The organism is Klebsiella sp. DY2415 (genome assembly GCF_026314315.1).
Taxonomy (GTDB): domain Bacteria; phylum Pseudomonadota; class Gammaproteobacteria; order Enterobacterales; family Enterobacteriaceae; genus Klebsiella; species Klebsiella ornithinolytica.
Genome location: NZ_CP111115.1, coordinates 4,779,717 through 4,798,181 on the forward strand (window position 1 = coordinate 4,779,717; position 18,465 = coordinate 4,798,181).

The window sequence follows — 18,465 nt, forward strand, 5'->3', positions numbered from 1 at the left end:
CTGATGTCGACGCTACGCCTGCTGCTCTCAGACTCCACGGATCCCTGGTTCAACCTCGCGGTTGAAGAGTGTATTTTCCGCCAGATGCCCGCCACCCAACGCGTGCTGTTTCTGTGGCGCAATGCCGACACGGTGGTTATTGGCCGGGCGCAAAACCCGTGGAAAGAGTGCAACACCCGCCGGATGGAGGAGGACAACGTGCGCCTGGCCCGCCGCAGCAGCGGCGGCGGCGCCGTTTTTCACGATCTGGGCAACACCTGCTTTACCTTTATGGCGGGCAAGCCCGAGTACGATAAAACCGTCTCCACCCGGATTGTGCTGGCTGCGCTGGCGGCGCTGGGCGTCGCGGCTGAAGCCTCCGGGCGCAATGACCTGGTCGTCAAAACAGCCGAAGGCGATCGTAAAATCTCCGGCTCAGCCTATCGCGAAACCCTTGATCGCGGTTTTCACCACGGCACGCTGCTGTTGAATGCCGATTTAAGTCGTCTGGCAAACTATCTCAACCCGGATAAAAAGAAGCTGCAGGCGAAAGGTATCACCTCGGTGCGCGGCCGGGTGGCCAATCTGGTTGAGCTGCTGCCGGGTATTACGCACCAGCAGGTCTGCTCGGCGATTGAAGAGGCCTTTTTCGCCTACTACGGCGAGCGCGTCGCCGCGGAAGTGATTTCGCCCGATAAGACGCCGGATCTGCCGAACTTTGCCGAGACCTTCGCCCGCCAGAGCAGCTGGGCATGGAATTTTGGTCAGGCGCCGGCCTTCTCCCACCTGCTGGATGAGCGCTTTGTCTGGGGTGGGGTTGAGCTGCACTTCGACGTTGAGAAAGGCCATATCACCCGTACGCAGGTCTTTACCGATAGTCTCAATCCGGCACCGCTGGAAGCGCTGGCTACGCGATTGCAGGGCTGCCCGTATCGGGCTGACGTGCTGCAGCAGGCGTGTGAAGCATTAATAGTGGATTTCCCGGAGCAGGAGAAAGAGCTGCGGGAGCTGTCGGGGTGGATTGCCGGCGCGGTGCGCTGATAAAAAAGCCGGATGGCGGCTACGCCCTATCCGGCCTACAGATTCGGCACCATTTTGTTGGCCCGGTAAGCACGAGAATAGCGGTTACGCCCTATCCGGCCTACAGATTCGGCACGGTTTTGTTGGCCCGGTAAGCACGAGAATAGCGGTTACGCCCTATCCGGCCTACAGATTCTACGCGGTTTGCCAGGCCCGGTAAGCGCAGCGCCACCGGGCAATAGCCATACAACTTTTACTCTTTATCGCCCAGCAGAACGGATTCCAGCGCGATTTTGATCATATCGTTGAACGTCGTCTGACGCTCAGCCGCAGTCGTCTGTTCATGCGTGCGAATATGATCGGAAACGGTGCAGATAGTCAGCGCTTTCGCCCCGAACTCCGCGGCTACGCCGTAGATACCGGCGGCTTCCATTTCCACGCCCAGGATGCCGTATTTTTCCATCACGTCGAACATGGACGGATCCGGGGTATAGAACAGGTCTGCGGAGAAGATGTTACCGACGCGGGCATCAACGCCCAGCGCTTTTGCAGCATCAACCGCGTTACGCACCATGCCGAAGTCAGCGATAGCGGCGAAATCATGATCTTTAAAGCGCAGACGGTTGACTTTGGAGTCGGTGCACGCGCCCATGCCAATCACCACATCACGCAGTTTCACATCAGCCCGTACCGCACCGCAGGAGCCCACGCGAATAATCTTCTTCACGCCGAAATCGGTGATCAGCTCTTTGGTGTAAATGGAGCAGGACGGGATACCCATACCGTGGCCCATGACGGAGATCTTGCGGCCTTTATAGGTACCGGTAAAGCCCAGCATGCCGCGCACGTTGTTCACTTCGCGCACGTCTTCAAGGAAAGTTTCCGCGATGTGCTTCGCGCGCAGCGGGTCGCCCGGCATCAACACGACGTCAGCGAAATCACCCATTTCTGCATTAATATGAGGAGTTGCCATCTTCAGTTCCTTTTATATTGTTGTTTTTGCCGGGCGGCGCCTGCGCCTTGCCCGGCCTACAAAACCGTAGGCCCGGTCAGCATAGCGCCACCGGGCAATGACCTTAGAACATGGCCTTGCCATATTCCATGTCGGACGTACCAAAGTATTTCGCCAGGGTCTGGCCGATATCGGCGAAGGTTTCACGGTGGCCCAGCGAGCCCGGTTTAACTTTCGGGCCGTAGACCAGTACCGGGATGTGCTCACGCGTATGGTCAGTACCCTGCCAGCTCGGGTCACAGCCGTGGTCAGCGGTCAGGATCAGAATGTCATCTTCACCCACCAGCTCCATCAGCTCCGGCAGACGACGGTCAAACAGTTCCAGACCCGCCGCATAACCGGCGATATCGCGACGGTGGCCCCAGGAAGAGTCGAAGTCCACGAAGTTAGTGAAGACGATGGTCTTATCACCCGCTTCTTTCATCTCTTTGATGGTCGCGTCAAACAGTGCATCGAGGCCGGTCGCTTTCACCTTTTTGGTGATCCCGCAGTTGGCATAGATGTCTGCGATTTTCCCAACGGAAACCACGTGGCCGCCTTTCTCGTCAACCAGCTTTTGCAACACGGTCGGCGCAGGCGGTTCAACGGCCAGATCGTGACGGTTGCCGGTACGCTGGAAGTGGCCCGGTTTATCACCCACGAACGGACGCGCGATAACGCGGCCAATGTTGTAGCCACCTTCAGTCAGTTCCTCACGGGCGATTTCGCACAGCTCGTAGAGTTTATCCAGACCAAAAGTCTCTTCGTGGCAGGCAATCTGGAACACGGAGTCAGCGGAGGTATAGAAAATCGGCTTGCCGGTTTTCATATGTTCTTCGCCAAGCTCATCCAGAATCACCGTCCCGGAGGAGTGACAGTTACCGAGATAGCCCGGCAGGTTTGCACGTTTAACCAGTTTATCCAGCAGCTCCTGCGGGAAGCTGTTCTGATGGTCACTGAAGTAGCCCCATTCGAACAGAACCGGTACACCGGCGATTTCCCAGTGGCCGGACGGCGTATCTTTACCGGAAGAGAGCTCATGCGCCCAGGCGTATGCGCCAATGACGTCCGCACTGGCGTCCATCCCGGCAGCGATTTTGCCGGTCGAGCCCTCGTGAGCTTTGACCAGCCCCAGACGGGTCAGATTAGGCAGATTCAGCGGGCCTTTGCGACCATGGTCAGCCTCGCCCTTAGCGCAGGCTTCAGCAATGTGGCCCATAGTGTCTGAGCCGACGTCGCCAAAGCGAGCGGCATCTTCAGTCGCACCGATGCCGAAAGAGTCCAGCACCATAATAAATGCACGTTTCATATTATTCTCCGTACCTTTTGCGCTGCAAAAAAGCGATCAGATCAGTATACCGTTATTCGGTGATTCGGCGATAGACCGTCGGGGTTTCTTTCGGCGCCTTATCGTCCAGTTTAATTGCCGCTTTGACGGCTTTCGCCGCTTCCTGCCAGCTGGCTTCGTCTTTAGCATGGATAACCGCGAGCGGACGCTGTCCGTCAACGCTGTCACCCAGGCGCGCCATGTCGGTAAAGCCGACGCTATAGTCAATCGGATCGGACGCCTGGCGACGACCGCCGCCCATCGACACCACCGCCATACCCAGCGCCCGGGTGTCCATTTCAGCGACAAATCCTTCACCATCAGCGTAGACCGCTTTGCTCAGCATCGCGGTAGGCAGATAGTTATCGTAGTTCTCGACGAAATCGGTCGGCCCTTTTTGGGCGGCAACCATGCGGCCAAAGAGTTCCGCCGCTTTGCCGTTATCCAGCACCGCCTGCAGTTTCGCCCGTGCGTCGGCGTCATCCTGGGCCAGCTTGCCGGAAATCAGCATTTCCACGCACAGCGCCATGGTCACATCAAACAGACGCGGATTGCGGTATTCGCCGGTCAGGAAGCGAACCGCTTCACGGACTTCGACGGCGTTCCCGGCGCTGGATGCCAGCACCTGGTTCATATCGGTCAGCAGCGCGGTAGTCCGCACGCCGGCACCGTTGGAAACGCCAACGATCGCTTCGGCAAGCGCTGCGGAGAGTTCGTAGGTCGGCATAAAGGCGCCGCTGCCTACTTTAACGTCCATCACCAGCGCATCCAGGCCTTCCGCCAGTTTTTTCGCCAGAATCGAGGCGGTGATGAGCGGGATGGAATCCACCGTCGCGGTAATATCGCGGGTGGCATAGAAACGTTTGTCGGCAGGGGCCAGCGAACTGGTCTGCCCGATGATGGCGACGCCAACATCTTTAATAATGCCGCGGAAACGGGCGTCATCCGGGAAAATATCGAAACCCGGAATGGCTTCCAGTTTGTCGAGGGTGCCGCCGGTATGACCGAGGCCGCGCCCGGAGATCATCGGCACATAGCCGCCGCAGGCGGCAACCATCGGGCCAAGCATCAGCGAAGTCACATCGCCCACGCCGCCGGTAGAGTGTTTATCGACAATCGGGCCGTTCAGATTGAGGCTTTTCCAGTCCAGAACGGTTCCTGAATCCCGCATTGCCATGGTTAACGAGACGCGTTCTGGCATAGACATATCGTGGAAAAAGATGGTCATCGCCAGCGCCGCGATCTGCCCTTCAGAAACGGTGTTATCACGGATCCCGTTGATGAAAAAGCGAATTTCGTCATCGCTCAGCGCATGGCCGTCACGTTTTTTACGAATAATTTCTTGTGCGAGAAACAAGGTAACCCCCTGAGGAATAAGGTCAAATTCGGCGGGCGGCGTTATCTGCGCCCGCGCTAAGATCCTGTAGCCCGGCCGAGCGTCGCGACGCCGGGAATCTCCCGGCGTCGGCGCAGCTGCGCCTCATCCGGGCTACGGTTTTGTCACCGTGACGCCTTAGTAGCTGCTGGCGCTCTTACCGTCGCCGTGCCCCAGCGCTTTCAGCAGGCTTGCCAGCAGGCTGGATGCGCCGAAACGATAGTGGCGAGAATCCGCCCAGTCGGCACCGAACAGTTCATCGGCAATGGCCAGGAACTGCTGCGCATCTTCAGCGCTGCGGACGCCGCCCGCAGGCTTAAAGCCAACGGTTTTCTGTACGCCCATATCGCGGATCACTTCCAGCATGATACGTGCGCTTTCCGGCGTCGCGTTTACCGGGACTTTACCGGTCGAGGTTTTGATGAAATCCGCCCCGGCTTTAATAGAAATTTCAGAAGCTTTACGAATTAACGCTTCTTCTTTCAGCTCACCGGTTTCGATGATCACTTTCAACAGCACGTTGGCCGCCGCGCAAGCCTCTTTACAGGCCTTCACCAGATCGAATCCGACCTGCTCGTTACCCGCGATCAGCGCGCGGTACGGGAATACCACGTCAACTTCGTCCGCGCCATAAGCGATAGCCGCACGGGTTTCCGCCAGCGCGATATCGATATCATCGTTACCATGCGGGAAGTTGGTGACCGTGGCGATACGGATATCCGGGGTGCCTTGCGCGTTCAGCGTTTTACGCGCGATCGGGATAAAGCGCGGATAGATGCAGATAGCCGCTGTATTCCCTACCGGTGTTTTTGCCTGATGGCACAGAGCGATCACCTTTTCATTGGTGTCATCGTCATTCAGCGTGGTCAGGTCCATCAGTTTCAACGCGCGCAGGCTGCTTGCAGATAAATCAGTCATTTTACACTCCGACGGCTTATTGCCGGTTCAATAGTTTGTTCACCTTGCGAGTCTGTTACTATTGTAACATCACCTCGCCGTTACACTTCGACATTCATCACAGTTAATGAAAACTCATAGAGAATTTGCATTACTGTAATGTGACTCAAGTCACCTTTATGAGTGCAGTATTGCGCTGCAAAACGCCATGTTTACTTTAAGCATAATCAAAATCCGCAGACGCAACTGAATGTTAATATAATAACATAAAACCACAGGACACCTCGACAACAGCGAGTGCATTTTGTGCTAAAAATTGAAAAACAGGCAATAACCACTGAAAAATAAGTAAGTTACTAAAAAAAGGAAATGATGGAATTATAACATCCGCAGAGGAGTGAGAAAGGGAGGTATCCGGGAATACCGGCGATGAAGCCGCAGCCTCTTCACCGCGGCTGACGCACGAGCGTCATCACTGAGAGTGGGACGTCACAGGGTACAGAACAACGCTTTCGTATTGTGAATCAACGCATTGGCAATGACATCCGCAGGTTCCTGCCGCAGTTCACATAGCGAGGCAAAGACACGGGCCACCTGCTCGGGCCGATTTGGCTGCCCCTGAAAACCATTGAGCGGCATATCCGGCGCATCCGTCTCCAGCAGCAGTGCCGATAGCGGTAGACGCGCCATGACATCACGCGTTTTACTGGCGCGTGGGTAGGTTATGGTTCCGCCGACGCCAATTTTATAACCTGCCTGAACGAAACGTTCCGCTTGCTGCAGGCTTCCCGCGAAACCATGCACCACGCCGGTTCTCGGCAGGGCATGTTTTTTCAGCAGCATCGCCAGCTTATCGTGAGTACGTCGGGAGTGCAGAATCACCGGCAGATCGTAACGCTTCGCCAGCCGCAGCTGCGCTTCCAGCATGACCTGCTGGCGCTCAAACTGCGGATCGTCACGATACAGATCGAGCCCCGTCTCCCCCACCGCGACCAGCTTTCGGTGGCGTTGGCGCAGGCACTCCTCCAGGCGCTCAAGACTGCGCTCATCATGCCGCTCGATCGCAATGGGATGCAGTCCCACGGCGGCATAAATCGCTTCATGCTGCTCCGCCAGCGCTAATACGCGGGGGAAATTTTCCGCTTCAATGGCCGGAACAATTATCTGCGTCACCCCGGCTTGCGCCGCCCGGGCAAGACTCTCGGCGGCATGGCCGGCGAAGGGCGGGAAATCAAAATGACAATGCGTATCGATAAACGTCCACGTCATGCCAGATCCTCGTTATCAAAGCTGGCATCATTAGCCTGCGGGGCGGTCACGAAAGTGGCCGGGTGAGAATCGTTGGCGACGGAAGCCGCCGGCACCACAACCGAGGCCGGCTGCGTGATTCGCGGCAGATGACGCACCAGCGGTGGACGGTCGGCCAGCATTTTGCCGACCGTCGCGAGGAAATAACGTCCGCACTGTCGCCCGGTCTTGTAGTCTTCCAGCAGCGCCGGTAAACGGCTTCCCAGCGCCATACTTTTAAGCGGTTTCTGCGGATAAATTTCCAGGATGCGCAGCTTACCCGGCGGCTTCTCAATAAACTGTTGGGTAGTGCGATAGGTGGCCTCGTGATGCTGGACCAGGTTCACAAAAGGCTGCAGGCTGCTTTCCCCCAGCCAGCGCTCCATTCGCTTAAACCACTGCGGGGTATAGAACATCTGCGAAGGCACCGTACGGATAACCACGATGGTTTGCGCCCCGCGTCGGGCCGCCTCCTGTACGGGAATCGCATCGCTGACGCCGCCATCCAGATAGCTGATGCCGTCCAGCATGACGCCGCTGCGATAGAAACCGGGGATCGCGCTGGAGGCGCGGATCAGATCGAGCCACGTGGTCTGGGTGGGAGCAAAATAGTCTGGCGTATAATCATCGCCCCGGCAGGCGCACATCCACAGCTCTTTCCCCAGGGCGAACTGCTCCTCCGCATAGCTCATCGCCAGCGGCATTTTTTGCGCCGTGGTCTCCACCAGCCAGTCAAGATCGATGAGATTACCACCGCGGACAAAACGCATAGGATCGAAAAATTCCCGGGCCGTGGTGTAACGGGTGATGACCTTGCGGGCGTAGCCCTGCTGGTTGCACATGTAGGCCGACAGGTTCTGCGCCCCGGCGGATGTCCCCAGCATAATGTCAAAGGGGTTGAATCCCGCGCGCATAAACTCATCCAGTACTCCGGCGGTAAAAATACCTCGCTGACCGCCACCCTCGCACACCAGGCCAAGCTTGCCCGGAAGAAATGGTTTGACAGACAACGGCGCAATGTTGCCAAGCGTTACGGGAATTCGATGTCCCACCCTGCTTTCCTGTTATGTTTTATTGTACCAGCCCAAAATCATTCGGTAGGGTCTCCCCCCGGCGCTCCCGGCCCGTCGGGCGGCATTCACCGCCCGCAAGGGATCTGAAATCCTGACGTCCATCGCCGCGCCGTCCTGCAATTATTACCCCCCTGAAACCACGAAAGCCAGTCCTGAGGACTGGCTTTATGTAAAACGCTATGTCATTAAAACGCCTTTCGCGTCTTGCGCGGCAGGGAAAGACCGCTTTCTATGGGCGCCGGCGCCCGGTAAACAGGCTAACCAGGAACAGAATAATACCGACGACAAAGACGATTTTTGCAGCCCAGGCAGCCGTACCCGCCAGGCTACCAAATCCTAACGCGGCGGCAATCAGTGCAATGACCAGAAAAATAATGCCCCATCGAAACATAATGTGCTCCTTACCATAGTGGATAACGGTCGCTTTTCTGCGCGCTCAGGCCGCGCATAAATCAACCCTGTCATGCTCTTTTTCTTCACTCGTCATACGTCGAATTGCTGGTGGTCGGGCGATGCCCGTGTTCCTCGATAAAATGACCTGAATAAGCGCCAGAGGATTCATTTGTTTACCTCCCGCATGTCATTCAACGCATAATTCAAAGAGTTGAATAGTTAGCGGGAAATAACGTTATTAAATGAATGGGTTTATTTAACGCTGAGATTATTTTCTACGTTTTTAACACCAGAAACGGCTTTGGCAATGTCTGCCGCGCGATCCGCCTGCTGACGTGAATCAACGGTTCCGGATAAATGTACGGTCCCGTCACGGGTCTCAACCGTTACCTTTCGCGACGGCACAATGTCATCCGCCAACAGTTTGGCTTTAACTTGACTGGTAATGGCCGTATCGCCCGCGTACCCTTCCAGGCTGGCAGACTTCTCTGCGACCACGTTCAACTGGTCATTCACGGTGGTGACGCCTTTGACCGTTTTCGCGGCGTTCACCGCCAGATCTTTTTGCTCCGCGCTGTCAACCGAGCCGCTCAGTGTCACCACTTTATTCTCAGTTTTCACAGAGATATCGCTGCTGCGAATATTTTTATCGTCAATCAGCGCCGCTTTCACTCTGGCGGTGATGGTGCTGTCATCCATAAAATCGCCGACTTTATTCAGCGAGCTGTCGACGGCCTGACCGGCGCTGGTGGCAACCGATTGTGCGCTGTTCGCCGGCGGATTTTCTGCATATGCCGAGGCGCTTATCATGGCTGAGCCTAAGAAGAGAGCCAGCAACGTCCCGGCATCCTTTAGTCTTGTCATCTCTCTGTCCTCGTTATTTCTATATCGCTAAAGCAAAATAAGTAGCTTATTAAGCCAGAATCTTAAAAATTACTTATTAAATATAGTAGAAGGTCATGAAAGAGACGGAAAATATGTACAAAAAGTCACGCTGACGGGGATCTTTAAGAACTTTCTATAACGCGGGAAACGACGAAAAAATAGCGTGGAGCGCGGTGAGAGCCGCGCTCCGGAAGGGATTAGTGCTCGCGAGTTTTACGGAACAGAACGTCAGGATAGCGTTCCTGCGTCAGGTTCAGGTTAACCATAGTTGGCGCGATATATGTCAGATTATCACCGCCATCGAGGGCCAGCTGAATTTCGTTTTTACGCTTAAATTCCTCAAATTTTTTCACGTCGGTGGATTCCACCCAACGCGCGGTCGCCACGTTCACCGATTCGTAAATCGCTTCAACGTTGTATTCACTCTTCAGACGAGCCACGACCACATCAAACTGCAGCACACCGACCGCGCCGACAATAAGATCGTTATTGGCGATCGGACGGAAGACCTGTACCGCGCCCTCTTCAGAAAGCTGTACCAGCCCTTTCAGCAGCTGTTTCTGCTTCAGCGGATCCTTCAGGCGAATACGGCGGAACAGCTCCGGCGCGAAGTTCGGGATACCGGTGAACTTCATCATCTCGCCCTGGGTGAAGGTGTCGCCGATCTGAATCGTGCCGTGGTTGTGCAGACCGATAATATCGCCCGGCCAGGCCTCTTCCACATGAGAACGGTCGCCGGCCATAAAGGTCAGCGCATCGGAAATCACCACGTCTTTGCCCGTACGGACCTGACGCAGCTTCATGCCCTTCTCATACTTACCGGACACCACGCGCATAAAGGCCACGCGGTCACGGTGTTTCGGATCCATGTTGGCCTGAATTTTAAAGACGAAACCGGTAAATTTCTCTTCTTCCGCCGTCACTTCACGGGTATCGGTTTTACGCGGCATCGGCGCCGGCGCCCACTCAACCAGGCCATCCAGCATATGATCCACGCCGAAGTTACCTAAGGCCGTACCAAAGAAGACCGGGGTGATTTCGCCGGCGAGGAACAGATCTTTATCAAACTCGTTTGAAGCGCCCTGTACCAGCTCCAGCTCATCGCGCAGCTGCTGCGCCAGATCTTCGCCGACGGCCAGATCGAGATCCGGGTTATTCAACCCTTTCACGATCCGCACTTCCTGAATCGTGTGGCCCTTACCGGTCTGATAGAGATAGGTCTCATCTTTGTAGAGATGGTACACGCCCTTAAACAGCTTACCGCAGCCAATCGGCCAGGTGATCGGCGCGCAGGCAATACGCAGTTCGTTCTCCACCTCATCCAGCAGCTCCATCGGATCGCGGATATCACGGTCGAGTTTGTTCATGAACGTCAGGATCGGCGTATCGCGCAGACGGGTAACTTCCATCAGCTTACGGGTACGATCTTCAACGCCTTTTGCCGCATCGATGACCATCAGACAGCAGTCCACCGCCGTCAGGGTACGGTAGGTATCTTCGGAGAAGTCTTCGTGGCCCGGGGTATCCAGCAGGTTAACCAGGCTGTTGTGATACGGGAACTGCATCACCGACGTGGTAATGGAGATACCACGCTGTTTTTCCATCTCCATCCAGTCTGATTTTGCATGCTGGCTGGAACCACGGCCTTTAACGGTACCGGCGGTCTGAATCGCCTGTCCGAACAGTAATACCTTCTCGGTGATGGTCGTTTTACCGGCATCCGGGTGAGAGATAATGGCAAAAGTGCGGCGTTTGGCCACCTCTTGCAGATAAGGAGACAACGTCATAATTGATTCTTCTTAGTAAACGCGGCAACCGGCCACGCATGTGGAATACGAAAAATTGCGGCTATTTTACCCATCAATGGGGGGGAGGCAATCAGTGTTTACACAGGAGCTGCTCCAGGTCGCTTAAAGAGGTCACCGTCCAGTCGGGGTGAAGATCGGCAGGCAATTCACGCTGATGGGCATTCAGCCAGCAGGTGGCAAGGCCGGCATTCACCCCGCCGCGGATATCGGACTCTGCCGTATCGCCGACCATCAGCACGCGGGAACGATCGGGATGACCCGCCTGCGCCAGCGCATATTCAAAAATGCGCGCGTCCGGCTTCGCCACGCCGACCTCTTCAGAAATAATCAATAAATCAAAGTGATCGCGTAAGCCGGTGCGTTCCAGACGAATCTGCTGCAGCGAGGTAAACCCGTTGGTGATGATCCCCATCTTCACCTTCCCCTGCAGCGCATTCAGCAGCGATATCGCCCCAGGCAGCGGCGAGCAGATCTCGGCCATCGCATTCATAAAGGCGTCGTTGAGTTCGCCCGGCGGCACGCTGAGGCGCTCCGCCCAGCTATTAAAACGCTGATGTTGCAGCTGCAGCGCAGTGATCGTGCCGTTTTGATAGTCCACCCACAGGGGTTTGTTCACGGCCTGATAGTCCTGAAAATCTTCAGCGCTAAAGGTCACGCTATAGTCGAGAAACATTCGCTGCAGACCGGTAAAAGAATCAAATGTAAACAGCGTTTCATCGGCATCAAAGAAAATCCAGTCCCACTTCATCGTATCACCCTGTCATTGCCCGCCACACAGGCGTCTTGTTACAGCAGGTCTGAACAGCACAGCGTCAGACTTACCCTTAAAAAAGCCTGGCGAACAGGCCGTTACATACTGACTGGCAACGCCATTATGATCGCATCCTCACGCCCGTCGGCCGTGGGATAATAGTTGCGACGAATGGTTGCCTCGTTAAAACCTAAGCTCTCGTAAAGTGCGATAGCGGCTACGTTCGACGCACGCACTTCCAGCCACAGCGTTGCGACCCCGCGTTTCTCAACCTCATCAATCACCTGCTCCAGCAGCGCTCGCCCAAGGCCACGCCGCTGAAAAGCCGGGTCGACGGCGATGTTAAACAGCGTCGCTTCATCGAGGATAACTTGCGTAATCGCGAAGGCCGCCATCTCGCCATCAACCGTTAGTTGAAGGTTGAGATAACGTTCCCCCTGATTGCTGGCAAAGGTTTGTTCGCTCCACGGAAAAGCGTGGGCGCGTTGTTCTATTTGCCAGGCACGGGGCAAATCAGCCGTGTTGAGGGTAGAAATCGTGTTCATGAGCGCAGATTTGTTGCCAGAGCGCCATACGGGCAGGCGCGCTGGTCTGGAGTTCATCAAAAGCGGGCGTCGAAACCTGCGCGCCCGCCAGCAGTAACGGTGCGTCAGTACCCAGCCGCCAGCTGTTGCAGCGGCTATCCTGCGGCAACATAGCCACGCGATCCGGCGTGAGCTGCAGTACCTGTTCCGGCGACAGCGCCAAAGCACGTAGAATATCGCTGATGAGCGGTTCAGTCAGCGACGGCGGGTTTTCTGCCACCATCACCAAACGAATATGCCCTGGAAGCGAGATAGCGATTTCACCCTGTAACGCCCCGGGGCGACGCAGCGACCACCGGGTGATACCCAGCTGCTGTAATTGCCACTCTCGTCGGGAAGTCATAGCAAAACACTCCTGTTAATTAAGCGCGCAATATAGCAAATCCCGCTTATCTGCGCCAACAAACTACGAACGACGCGCCCGCCGCTCGCTCAGAGGTGAGGCGTATAGCGTTATCCGCGCGCAGGCGGCGCCAGCAGCGCCAACAAAGAGGCAGCATTCTGGATAACGTGTATAATCGGCGCCAGTCTTAATGAAGGAGTGTTTCATGTCTGCTTTTACCCCGGCAAGTGAAGTCTTGCTGCGCCACAGTGATGATTTCGAACCCGCACGCGTTCTGTTTGCCGGTGACCTGCAGGATGACCTGCCCGCACGTCTGGACACCGCGGCCAGCCGCGCCCACACCCAGCAGTTTCACCACTGGCAAGTCCTGAACGGCCAGATGGGCGAAAACGTACGTTTTAGTCTGGTCGCCGAAGCCAGCGACGTTGCCGATTGCGACACGCTGATTTACTACTGGCCCAAGAACAAACCGGAAGCGCAGTTTCAACTGATGAACCTGCTGTCGCTGCTACCGGTCGGCATTGACGTTTTCGTCGTCGGGGAAAACCGCAGCGGCGTTCGCAGCGCCGAACAGATGCTGGCCGAATATGTCCCTCTGACGAAAGTGGACAGCGCACGTCGCTGCGGGCTGTATCACGGGCGTCTGGAAAAACAGCCGACGTTCGATCCGCAGCAGTACTGGGGCGAATACCCGCTGGAAAATCTGACCATTAAAACGCTGCCAGGCGTATTCAGCCGTGACGGACTGGATATTGGCAGCCAGCTGCTGCTCTCAACGCTGACGCCGCACACCAAAGGTAAAGTGCTCGATGTCGGCTGCGGCGCAGGCGTGCTGGCGACCGTCCTGGCCAGCCACTCGCCGAAGGTCCGCCTGACGCTCTGCGACGTCAGCGCGCCGGCGGTCGAAGCGAGCCGCGCAACGCTCGCTGCCAACGGCATTGAAGGTGACGTGTTCGCCAGCAATGTGTTCTCCGAGGTGAACGGTCGTTTCGACATGATTATCTCCAACCCACCGTTCCACGATGGCCTGCAGACCAGCCAGGAAGCTGCGCAAACGCTGATTCGCGGCGCGGTCCGTCATCTGAACAGCGGCGGGGAGCTGCGTATTGTCGCCAACGCCTTCCTGCCGTATCCGGATGTGCTGGATGAAGTCTTCGGCTTCCATGAAGTGATTGCCCAAACCGGTCGCTTTAAAGTTTACCGTACCGTCATGACCCGCCAGGCGAAAAAATAATTTTCATCTTCTCCGGCGGCAGGGCAACCCCGCCGCCGGTTCCCCCCCCCTCAAATTCGACCATTTTTGCAACAATCAATCCAGGCCACACAATTAACTATTGACGTATAGCTGAAAACCACTAGAATGCGCCTCCGTGGTAACGATACTTTCATAGTGTCGATGGTATGCGAAGGTGGCGGAATTGGTAGACGCGCTAGCTTCAGGTGTTAGTGTCCTTACGGACGTGGGGGTTCAAGTCCCCCCTCGCACCATAAACCACGCAGATATCGCTCGCACTGTGCGAAGGTGGCGGAATTGGTAGACGCGCTAGCTTCAGGTGTTAGTGTTCTTACGGACGTGGGGGTTCAAGTCCCCCCCCTCGCACCAACGAGGCGATATCAAAAATTAAGAATACTGTGCGAAGGTGGCGGAATTGGTAGACGCGCTAGCTTCAGGTGTTAGTGTCCTTACGGACGTGGGGGTTCAAGTCCCCCCCCTCGCACCAATATTCTTACCCTTCTCTGTATTACCCCATCAGCTTCAAATTCAACGCCATCAGCATCATTCCACTGATTAACGCTACGCATGACGGCAACAGTACGAAATGCCGTAAACGCCGATGCCAGATCATCAATGCCGTCATCAATAGACCGACCGCGATCAGCCCACGCCAGGCATCTACCGACAGGCCAGCCCCTCCCAGTACAGCAACCAGTATCCCAGGCAACAGCACTGCCCATCCACTGCCCAAAGCTCGCTGCAACATGTTCTCACCTTTCCAATCGATAATGATAACCAATATCATATGATAGCGTTTATCATTTGTCATGTTTTGCCCATCAGGATATTTCGTTCTTTACGTTCGGCCTGATGACATAGATTGGTGAAGGTGATAAATTAAACGCGCCGTAGTAATGTATTAAAATATTTGATTATTTCGCAAAAAACCGCACTGTGTGCAGTGCTTTTTATCGTTCATTTTTGGCAGCCATCATTTTGAAATTTAATGACTAATAACGACACGCCCAATATGACTGCACAATCCTGGCAAAAACATTATGATAAAAAATATCAATATTCCTTACGGCTCTTTTTGCTGCTGAATTTTATTTCTGCGGTTTTCTCGCTAATCAGTCCGCTCTATACCCCCGTCAGCTTTACCTTTCCCTGCGCCCTGATCGTTATACTCAGCGCCGCCCTGGCGCTATGGCACTGGAAATTTTCACGGCGTAAAATAAGTATTCCTTTTATTTCTCTGATATTTGGTGTGCTGTGGGCGTCGCATATAACGGAAAAAGCATTGTTACTGCCGGTGCCTCATTTTAACTTTCTGGTCATTGCGTTATTAAGCATATTGTTTATTGGCGCTATCGCATTCCCCAATAATATCATTGCCTTTAACCTGCACTCTTTACCCACGTTTATTGCCTGTCTGTTTCTTGCCGAAGGTGAACAGTGGTTACGTATGTTGTATTGCCTCACGCTCCCCATTGCCGGCATTATGTTGCAGAGCATCATTCAAAAACGCAGCGATGCCTTCACCCAGGGGCTGATGGATAAATTACTGCAGGAACGCAACACCCTGAACGATCTGAGTATGTTGGACCCTCTCACCGGTTTATATAACCGGCGCGGCCTGCAGAACCGCCTGGATACCCTTCTGGCGGTGAGTGACAGTGACCATCATGTGCTGCTGCTGGATATTGACCACTTTAAAGCCTACAACGACCACTATGGTCATATGATGGGCGATCAGGCATTGATTCAGGTCTCCGCTGCGATTCGCAATGCCGTACGATCGCGTGATATCGTCGCGCGCTTTGGCGGTGAAGAGTTTATGGTGCTGTTAACAAACAGCACGGCGGAAGCGGCTTCGCTGGCCGCCGAGCGTATCCGCCAGCAGGTTTACGATTTGAAAATTCCCCATATGTTTAATGAAAGCGTCGCCACCAATGTCACCATTAGTATTGGCATGACGCCCCTCATGGACTCCGATATTGATGGCGCCCTGAAAAGAGCCGATACGGCGCTCTATGAAGCAAAGGGCCAGGGACGCAACATTATCCTCGCCAGTTGATCCCGCCGCCGCGTGGTACAACGCACGCGACGCAGACAAATATCTTGCCATCGCCCGGACAACTAACTAGTATCACTAATCATTATCATTTAGATTCATATCTGGCGATTTGATGGCTTACCGTTCTGTTTCATTCCGCAATGACATCATCTGGCAGGCTCCGTTGCTGCCGGCCGAAGATGCGTTGGCGAATGCGATTCGGGAAAAAATCACCACCCTTCGTCCCCATCTGCTGGATTTTCTTCGCCTTGATGAAGAGGCACCGTCTTGCGCATTGACGCTCGCAGAATGGTCAACGCCCACGGTACTCAGCTCTCTGCTGGCAACCTGGTCCGATCATATCTATCGCAACCAGCCGACGATGCCACGTGAACAGAAACCGCTGCTCTCACTTTGGGCGCAATGGTATATCGGCCTGCTAGTGCCACCGCTGATGCTGGCGCTGCTGAGTGAAGAGACCGCCATCAGTGTTGCCCCGGAGCGTTTTCGCGTTGAATTTCATGAAACGGGCCGCGCGGCCTGCTTCTGGATCGATGTCAAAGCAGACTCCTCCGCCAGACCCCATTCGCCGCAAACGCGTATGGAAACGCTGGTGACCCACGCCCTGCTGCCGGTGGTACAGGCGCTGGAAGCGACCGGTGATATCAATGGCAAGCTTATCTGGAGTAATACCGGCTATCTGATCAACTGGTATCTGGGAGAAATGAAAGCGCTGCTGGGGGACGAACAGGTTGCCGCCCTGCGTCAACACTGCTTCTTTGAAAAGCAGTTTGCTGATGGCCAGGACAATCCGCTGTGGCGAACGGTGATTTTGCGGGAAGGATTGCTGGTGCGCCGCACCTGCTGTCAACGTAATCGTCTGCCAGACGTTCTTCAGTGCGGAGACTGCACGCTGAAATAATGCCATTCACGGCGGGCGGCCCGAATGCCGCCCGCCGGTTATCTTATGCTGTCTGCTGACTCTCTTCTTCCAGACGCTGAGCCTCTTCAGCCTCCTGCGCCAACAGCTGTTTCTCATACACCTTAAAGAACGGGAAGTAGATAATCGCGGAGACGCAGGCCAGAATAACCACCAGAATTGCCGCCCGGAAATCCCAGCCCAATGCCCACGCGCCGCCAATGGGCGCCGGAGCCGTCCACGGTACAACTGAAATCACTCGTCCAATCAGATCCAGCTTCATCGCCGCCCAGGCCAATACGGCGTTAACCATCGGTGCCAGCAGGAACGGAATAAAGAAGACCGGGTTCATGACGATAGGCGTGCCGAAAATAACCGGCTCGTTAATATTAAACAGGCTTGGCACGACGCTCAGTCGACCGATTGAACGCAGATGCGCCGACCGGCTGCGCAGATAGCAGAAGACCAGGCCCATTGTGGCGCCAGACCCCCCGATAACAATAAAGAAGGTCCAGAACGCCTCCATAAAGATATGCGGCAGCGGCGCGCCCTGAGCCAGCGCCTGCTGGTTCATCCCGAGGTTAGTCAGCCAGAACATTTGCAGCATGCCAGAGACAATCGCCGCGCCGTGGATCCCGGCGAACCACAGCAGATGGCCGATCAGCACCGCCAGTAAAATCGCCGGCAGCGAGTCCGCTGCGGATACCAGGGGTTTAAAGATGGCCATGATGGCCTGCGGAATAAGCATGTCAAAATGGTGCTGAATAAACAGGCTGAGCGGATAGAGCGTCAACACCACCACCAGCACCGGAATGAGCAGATCAAAGGAGTTTTTGATCATCGGCGGCACCTGATCCGGCAGGCGAATACCGATATTGTGCGCCTTCAGGAAACGCATCATTTCAACGCAGTACACGGCCACCAGAATCGCCGTAAAAATCCCCGTACCGCCGAGGCTATCGACCGGCAGGGTGCCGTTCGTTTTTGGCGCCGCCACCAGCAGAAAAGCCATAATGGACAGCATGCTGCACATGAAGGGATCGAGCTGATGGGTCTTCTCATAATGCTTGCCGAGGTTATAAGAGATCGCGGCGCAAATGTAGATAGACATAATGCCCATCGTCATATCAAACGGCGTCAGAATCCGCCCTTCAAACTCTTTCGCCAAATCCAGCCAGGCGCGTGCAAACCCCCAGGTGGTATCTGGCGAAAACGGCGGGTAGGCAAAGACCAGCAGGAATGACCCGACAATCATAAACGGCATTGCCGAGATGAAACCGTCACGGATAGCCATCACGTGGCGCTGCGACGAGATTCGCCCGGCGACAGGGCTTATATAATTTTCTACAAAGCGAAATATCAGATTAAACGCAGCATGGTTAGCAGACATAGCAGCCCTCCTGACAGGCTTTAGATACTGGCCCAACAACGATTATTCTGCCGTTGCGATGAAAGATGTTCTGTGAACGGACAGCCACGCCGGCCATTCCATTCTCTATACTGTTCAAGTCAGCACGATTCATACACGGCTCTTTGTTATATGTGATACAGGGAAGTTACC

Annotated in this window: 18 protein-coding genes and 3 tRNA genes; 7 read left to right on the plus strand and 14 right to left on the minus strand. The window is 55.2% G+C overall.

Annotation, left to right across the window (positions count from 1 at the left end; all coding sequences use genetic code 11):
- Window positions 1–3: 3 nt before the first annotated feature.
- A complete protein-coding gene (gene lplA / locus OQV00_RS22670) occupies window positions 4–1,020 on the plus strand; it encodes a lipoate--protein ligase LplA (protein ID WP_004857664.1) in 1,017 nt (338 codons plus the stop codon).
- A gap of 232 nt (window positions 1,021–1,252) precedes the next feature.
- Here lplA and deoD read toward each other — a convergent pair whose 3' ends face one another.
- From deoD to OQV00_RS22730, 12 genes are all read right to left on the minus strand, one after another.
- A complete protein-coding gene (gene deoD / locus OQV00_RS22675; RefSeq protein ID WP_004857662.1) occupies window positions 1,253–1,972 on the minus strand; it encodes a purine-nucleoside phosphorylase in 720 nt (239 codons plus the stop codon).
- Window positions 1,973–2,075: 103 nt separating this feature from the next.
- A complete protein-coding gene (deoB, locus tag OQV00_RS22680) occupies window positions 2,076–3,299 on the minus strand; it encodes a phosphopentomutase (protein ID WP_004857660.1) in 1,224 nt (407 codons plus the stop codon).
- Window positions 3,300–3,351: 52 nt separating this feature from the next.
- On the minus strand, window positions 3,352–4,674 hold the full coding sequence (gene deoA / locus OQV00_RS22685; RefSeq protein ID WP_004857659.1) for a thymidine phosphorylase: 1,323 nt from the start codon (window positions 4,672–4,674) through the stop codon (window positions 3,352–3,354).
- A 156-nt stretch (window positions 4,675–4,830) separates the two neighbouring features.
- Window positions 4,831–5,610 (minus strand): deoxyribose-phosphate aldolase, encoded by a 780-nt coding sequence (deoC, locus tag OQV00_RS22690; protein WP_004857657.1) that lies wholly within the window; start codon window positions 5,608–5,610, stop codon window positions 4,831–4,833.
- Between the two features lie 468 nt (window positions 5,611–6,078).
- Complete coding sequence (locus tag OQV00_RS22695; RefSeq protein WP_004857654.1) at window positions 6,079–6,858, minus strand: metal-dependent hydrolase; 780 nt, start codon at window positions 6,856–6,858, stop codon at window positions 6,079–6,081.
- The gene (locus OQV00_RS22700) at window positions 6,855–7,928 is read right to left on the minus strand and encodes a patatin-like phospholipase family protein (protein WP_032716534.1); all 1,074 of its coding nucleotides are present in this window, start codon (window positions 7,926–7,928) and stop codon (window positions 6,855–6,857) included. The genes OQV00_RS22695 and OQV00_RS22700 overlap by 4 nt, the downstream gene beginning before the upstream one ends.
- Before the next feature lie 250 nt (window positions 7,929–8,178).
- Complete coding sequence (locus OQV00_RS22705) at window positions 8,179–8,340, minus strand: DUF1328 domain-containing protein (RefSeq protein ID WP_004857650.1); 162 nt, start codon at window positions 8,338–8,340, stop codon at window positions 8,179–8,181.
- A 254-nt stretch (window positions 8,341–8,594) separates the two neighbouring features.
- Window positions 8,595–9,206, minus strand: a complete 612-nt coding sequence (gene osmY / locus OQV00_RS22710) for a molecular chaperone OsmY (protein WP_004857647.1) — start codon at window positions 9,204–9,206, stop codon at window positions 8,595–8,597.
- Between the two features lie 218 nt (window positions 9,207–9,424).
- Window positions 9,425–11,014, minus strand: a complete 1,590-nt coding sequence (gene prfC / locus OQV00_RS22715; RefSeq protein ID WP_004857644.1) for a peptide chain release factor 3 — start codon at window positions 11,012–11,014, stop codon at window positions 9,425–9,427.
- A gap of 91 nt (window positions 11,015–11,105) precedes the next feature.
- Window positions 11,106–11,783: a pyrimidine 5'-nucleotidase gene (gene yjjG / locus OQV00_RS22720; protein ID WP_004857643.1), complete on the minus strand. Its 678-nt coding sequence runs from the start codon at window positions 11,781–11,783 to the stop codon at window positions 11,106–11,108.
- Window positions 11,784–11,884: 101 nt separating this feature from the next.
- Window positions 11,885–12,331 carry a ribosomal protein S18-alanine N-acetyltransferase gene (gene rimI, locus OQV00_RS22725; RefSeq protein ID WP_004857641.1) on the minus strand — a complete coding sequence of 149 codons (447 nt, stop codon included), beginning with the start codon at window positions 12,329–12,331 and terminating at the stop codon, window positions 11,885–11,887.
- The gene (locus tag OQV00_RS22730) at window positions 12,300–12,713 is read right to left on the minus strand and encodes a DNA polymerase III subunit psi (protein ID WP_163980445.1); all 414 of its coding nucleotides are present in this window, start codon (window positions 12,711–12,713) and stop codon (window positions 12,300–12,302) included. The genes rimI and OQV00_RS22730 overlap by 32 nt, the downstream gene beginning before the upstream one ends.
- Window positions 12,714–12,918: 205 nt before the next feature.
- On the opposite strand from OQV00_RS22730, the gene rsmC reads away from it, so the two are divergent.
- From rsmC to OQV00_RS22750, 4 genes are all read left to right on the plus strand, one after another.
- Window positions 12,919–13,947, plus strand: coding sequence for a 16S rRNA (guanine(1207)-N(2))-methyltransferase RsmC (rsmC, locus tag OQV00_RS22735; protein ID WP_032716531.1), 1,029 nt, complete (start codon window positions 12,919–12,921; stop codon window positions 13,945–13,947).
- Window positions 13,948–14,116: 169 nt separating this feature from the next.
- Window positions 14,117–14,201 (plus strand) — tRNA-Leu (locus OQV00_RS22740).
- A gap of 28 nt (window positions 14,202–14,229) precedes the next feature.
- A tRNA-Leu gene (locus OQV00_RS22745) sits at window positions 14,230–14,316 on the plus strand.
- Between the two features lie 31 nt (window positions 14,317–14,347).
- A tRNA-Leu gene (locus tag OQV00_RS22750) sits at window positions 14,348–14,434 on the plus strand.
- A gap of 21 nt (window positions 14,435–14,455) precedes the next feature.
- Here OQV00_RS22750 and OQV00_RS22755 read toward each other — a convergent pair.
- Window positions 14,456–14,695 carry a DUF1435 domain-containing protein gene (locus OQV00_RS22755; protein ID WP_032716607.1) on the minus strand — a complete coding sequence of 80 codons (240 nt, stop codon included), beginning with the start codon at window positions 14,693–14,695 and terminating at the stop codon, window positions 14,456–14,458.
- A 264-nt stretch (window positions 14,696–14,959) separates the two neighbouring features.
- Here OQV00_RS22755 and OQV00_RS22760 point away from each other — a divergent pair, with 264 nt between their 5' ends.
- Window positions 14,960–16,006 carry a GGDEF domain-containing protein gene (locus OQV00_RS22760; protein ID WP_266279459.1) on the plus strand — a complete coding sequence of 349 codons (1,047 nt, stop codon included), beginning with the start codon at window positions 14,960–14,962 and terminating at the stop codon, window positions 16,004–16,006.
- A 112-nt stretch (window positions 16,007–16,118) separates the two neighbouring features.
- Window positions 16,119–16,907, plus strand: a complete 789-nt coding sequence (gene fhuF, locus OQV00_RS22765) for a siderophore-iron reductase FhuF (protein WP_004857631.1) — start codon at window positions 16,119–16,121, stop codon at window positions 16,905–16,907.
- A gap of 43 nt (window positions 16,908–16,950) precedes the next feature.
- On the opposite strand, the gene OQV00_RS22770 is transcribed toward fhuF, so the two are convergent.
- Window positions 16,951–18,294 (minus strand): PTS cellobiose transporter subunit IIC, encoded by a 1,344-nt coding sequence (locus OQV00_RS22770; RefSeq protein WP_004857629.1) that lies wholly within the window; start codon window positions 18,292–18,294, stop codon window positions 16,951–16,953.
- Window positions 18,295–18,465 lie beyond the last annotated feature (171 nt).

Coding starts and splice junctions, on each gene's coding strand:
- lplA (WP_004857664.1), top strand. CDS start 4: ATGTCGACGCTACGCCTGCTGCTCTCAGACTCCACGGATCCCTGGTTC.
- deoD (WP_004857662.1), bottom strand. CDS start 1,972: ATGGCAACTCCTCATATTAATGCAGAAATGGGTGATTTCGCTGACGTC.
- deoB (WP_004857660.1), bottom strand. CDS start 3,299: ATGAAACGTGCATTTATTATGGTGCTGGACTCTTTCGGCATCGGTGCG.
- deoC (WP_004857657.1), bottom strand. CDS start 5,610: ATGACTGATTTATCTGCAAGCAGCCTGCGCGCGTTGAAACTGATGGAC.
- OQV00_RS22695 (WP_004857654.1), bottom strand. CDS start 6,858: ATGACGTGGACGTTTATCGATACGCATTGTCATTTTGATTTCCCGCCC.
- OQV00_RS22705 (WP_004857650.1), bottom strand. CDS start 8,340: ATGTTTCGATGGGGCATTATTTTTCTGGTCATTGCACTGATTGCCGCC.
- osmY (WP_004857647.1), bottom strand. CDS start 9,206: ATGACAAGACTAAAGGATGCCGGGACGTTGCTGGCTCTCTTCTTAGGC.
- prfC (WP_004857644.1), bottom strand. CDS start 11,014: ATGACGTTGTCTCCTTATCTGCAAGAGGTGGCCAAACGCCGCACTTTT.
- yjjG (WP_004857643.1), bottom strand. CDS start 11,783: ATGAAGTGGGACTGGATTTTCTTTGATGCCGATGAAACGCTGTTTACA.
- rimI (WP_004857641.1), bottom strand. CDS start 12,331: ATGAACACGATTTCTACCCTCAACACGGCTGATTTGCCCCGTGCCTGG.
- OQV00_RS22730 (WP_163980445.1), bottom strand. CDS start 12,713: ATGACTTCCCGACGAGAGTGGCAATTACAGCAGCTGGGTATCACCCGG.
- rsmC (WP_032716531.1), top strand. CDS start 12,919: ATGTCTGCTTTTACCCCGGCAAGTGAAGTCTTGCTGCGCCACAGTGAT.
- OQV00_RS22755 (WP_032716607.1), bottom strand. CDS start 14,695: ATGTTGCAGCGAGCTTTGGGCAGTGGATGGGCAGTGCTGTTGCCTGGG.
- OQV00_RS22760 (WP_266279459.1), top strand. CDS start 14,960: ATGACTGCACAATCCTGGCAAAAACATTATGATAAAAAATATCAATAT.
- fhuF (WP_004857631.1), top strand. CDS start 16,119: ATGGCTTACCGTTCTGTTTCATTCCGCAATGACATCATCTGGCAGGCT.
- OQV00_RS22770 (WP_004857629.1), bottom strand. CDS start 18,294: ATGTCTGCTAACCATGCTGCGTTTAATCTGATATTTCGCTTTGTAGAA.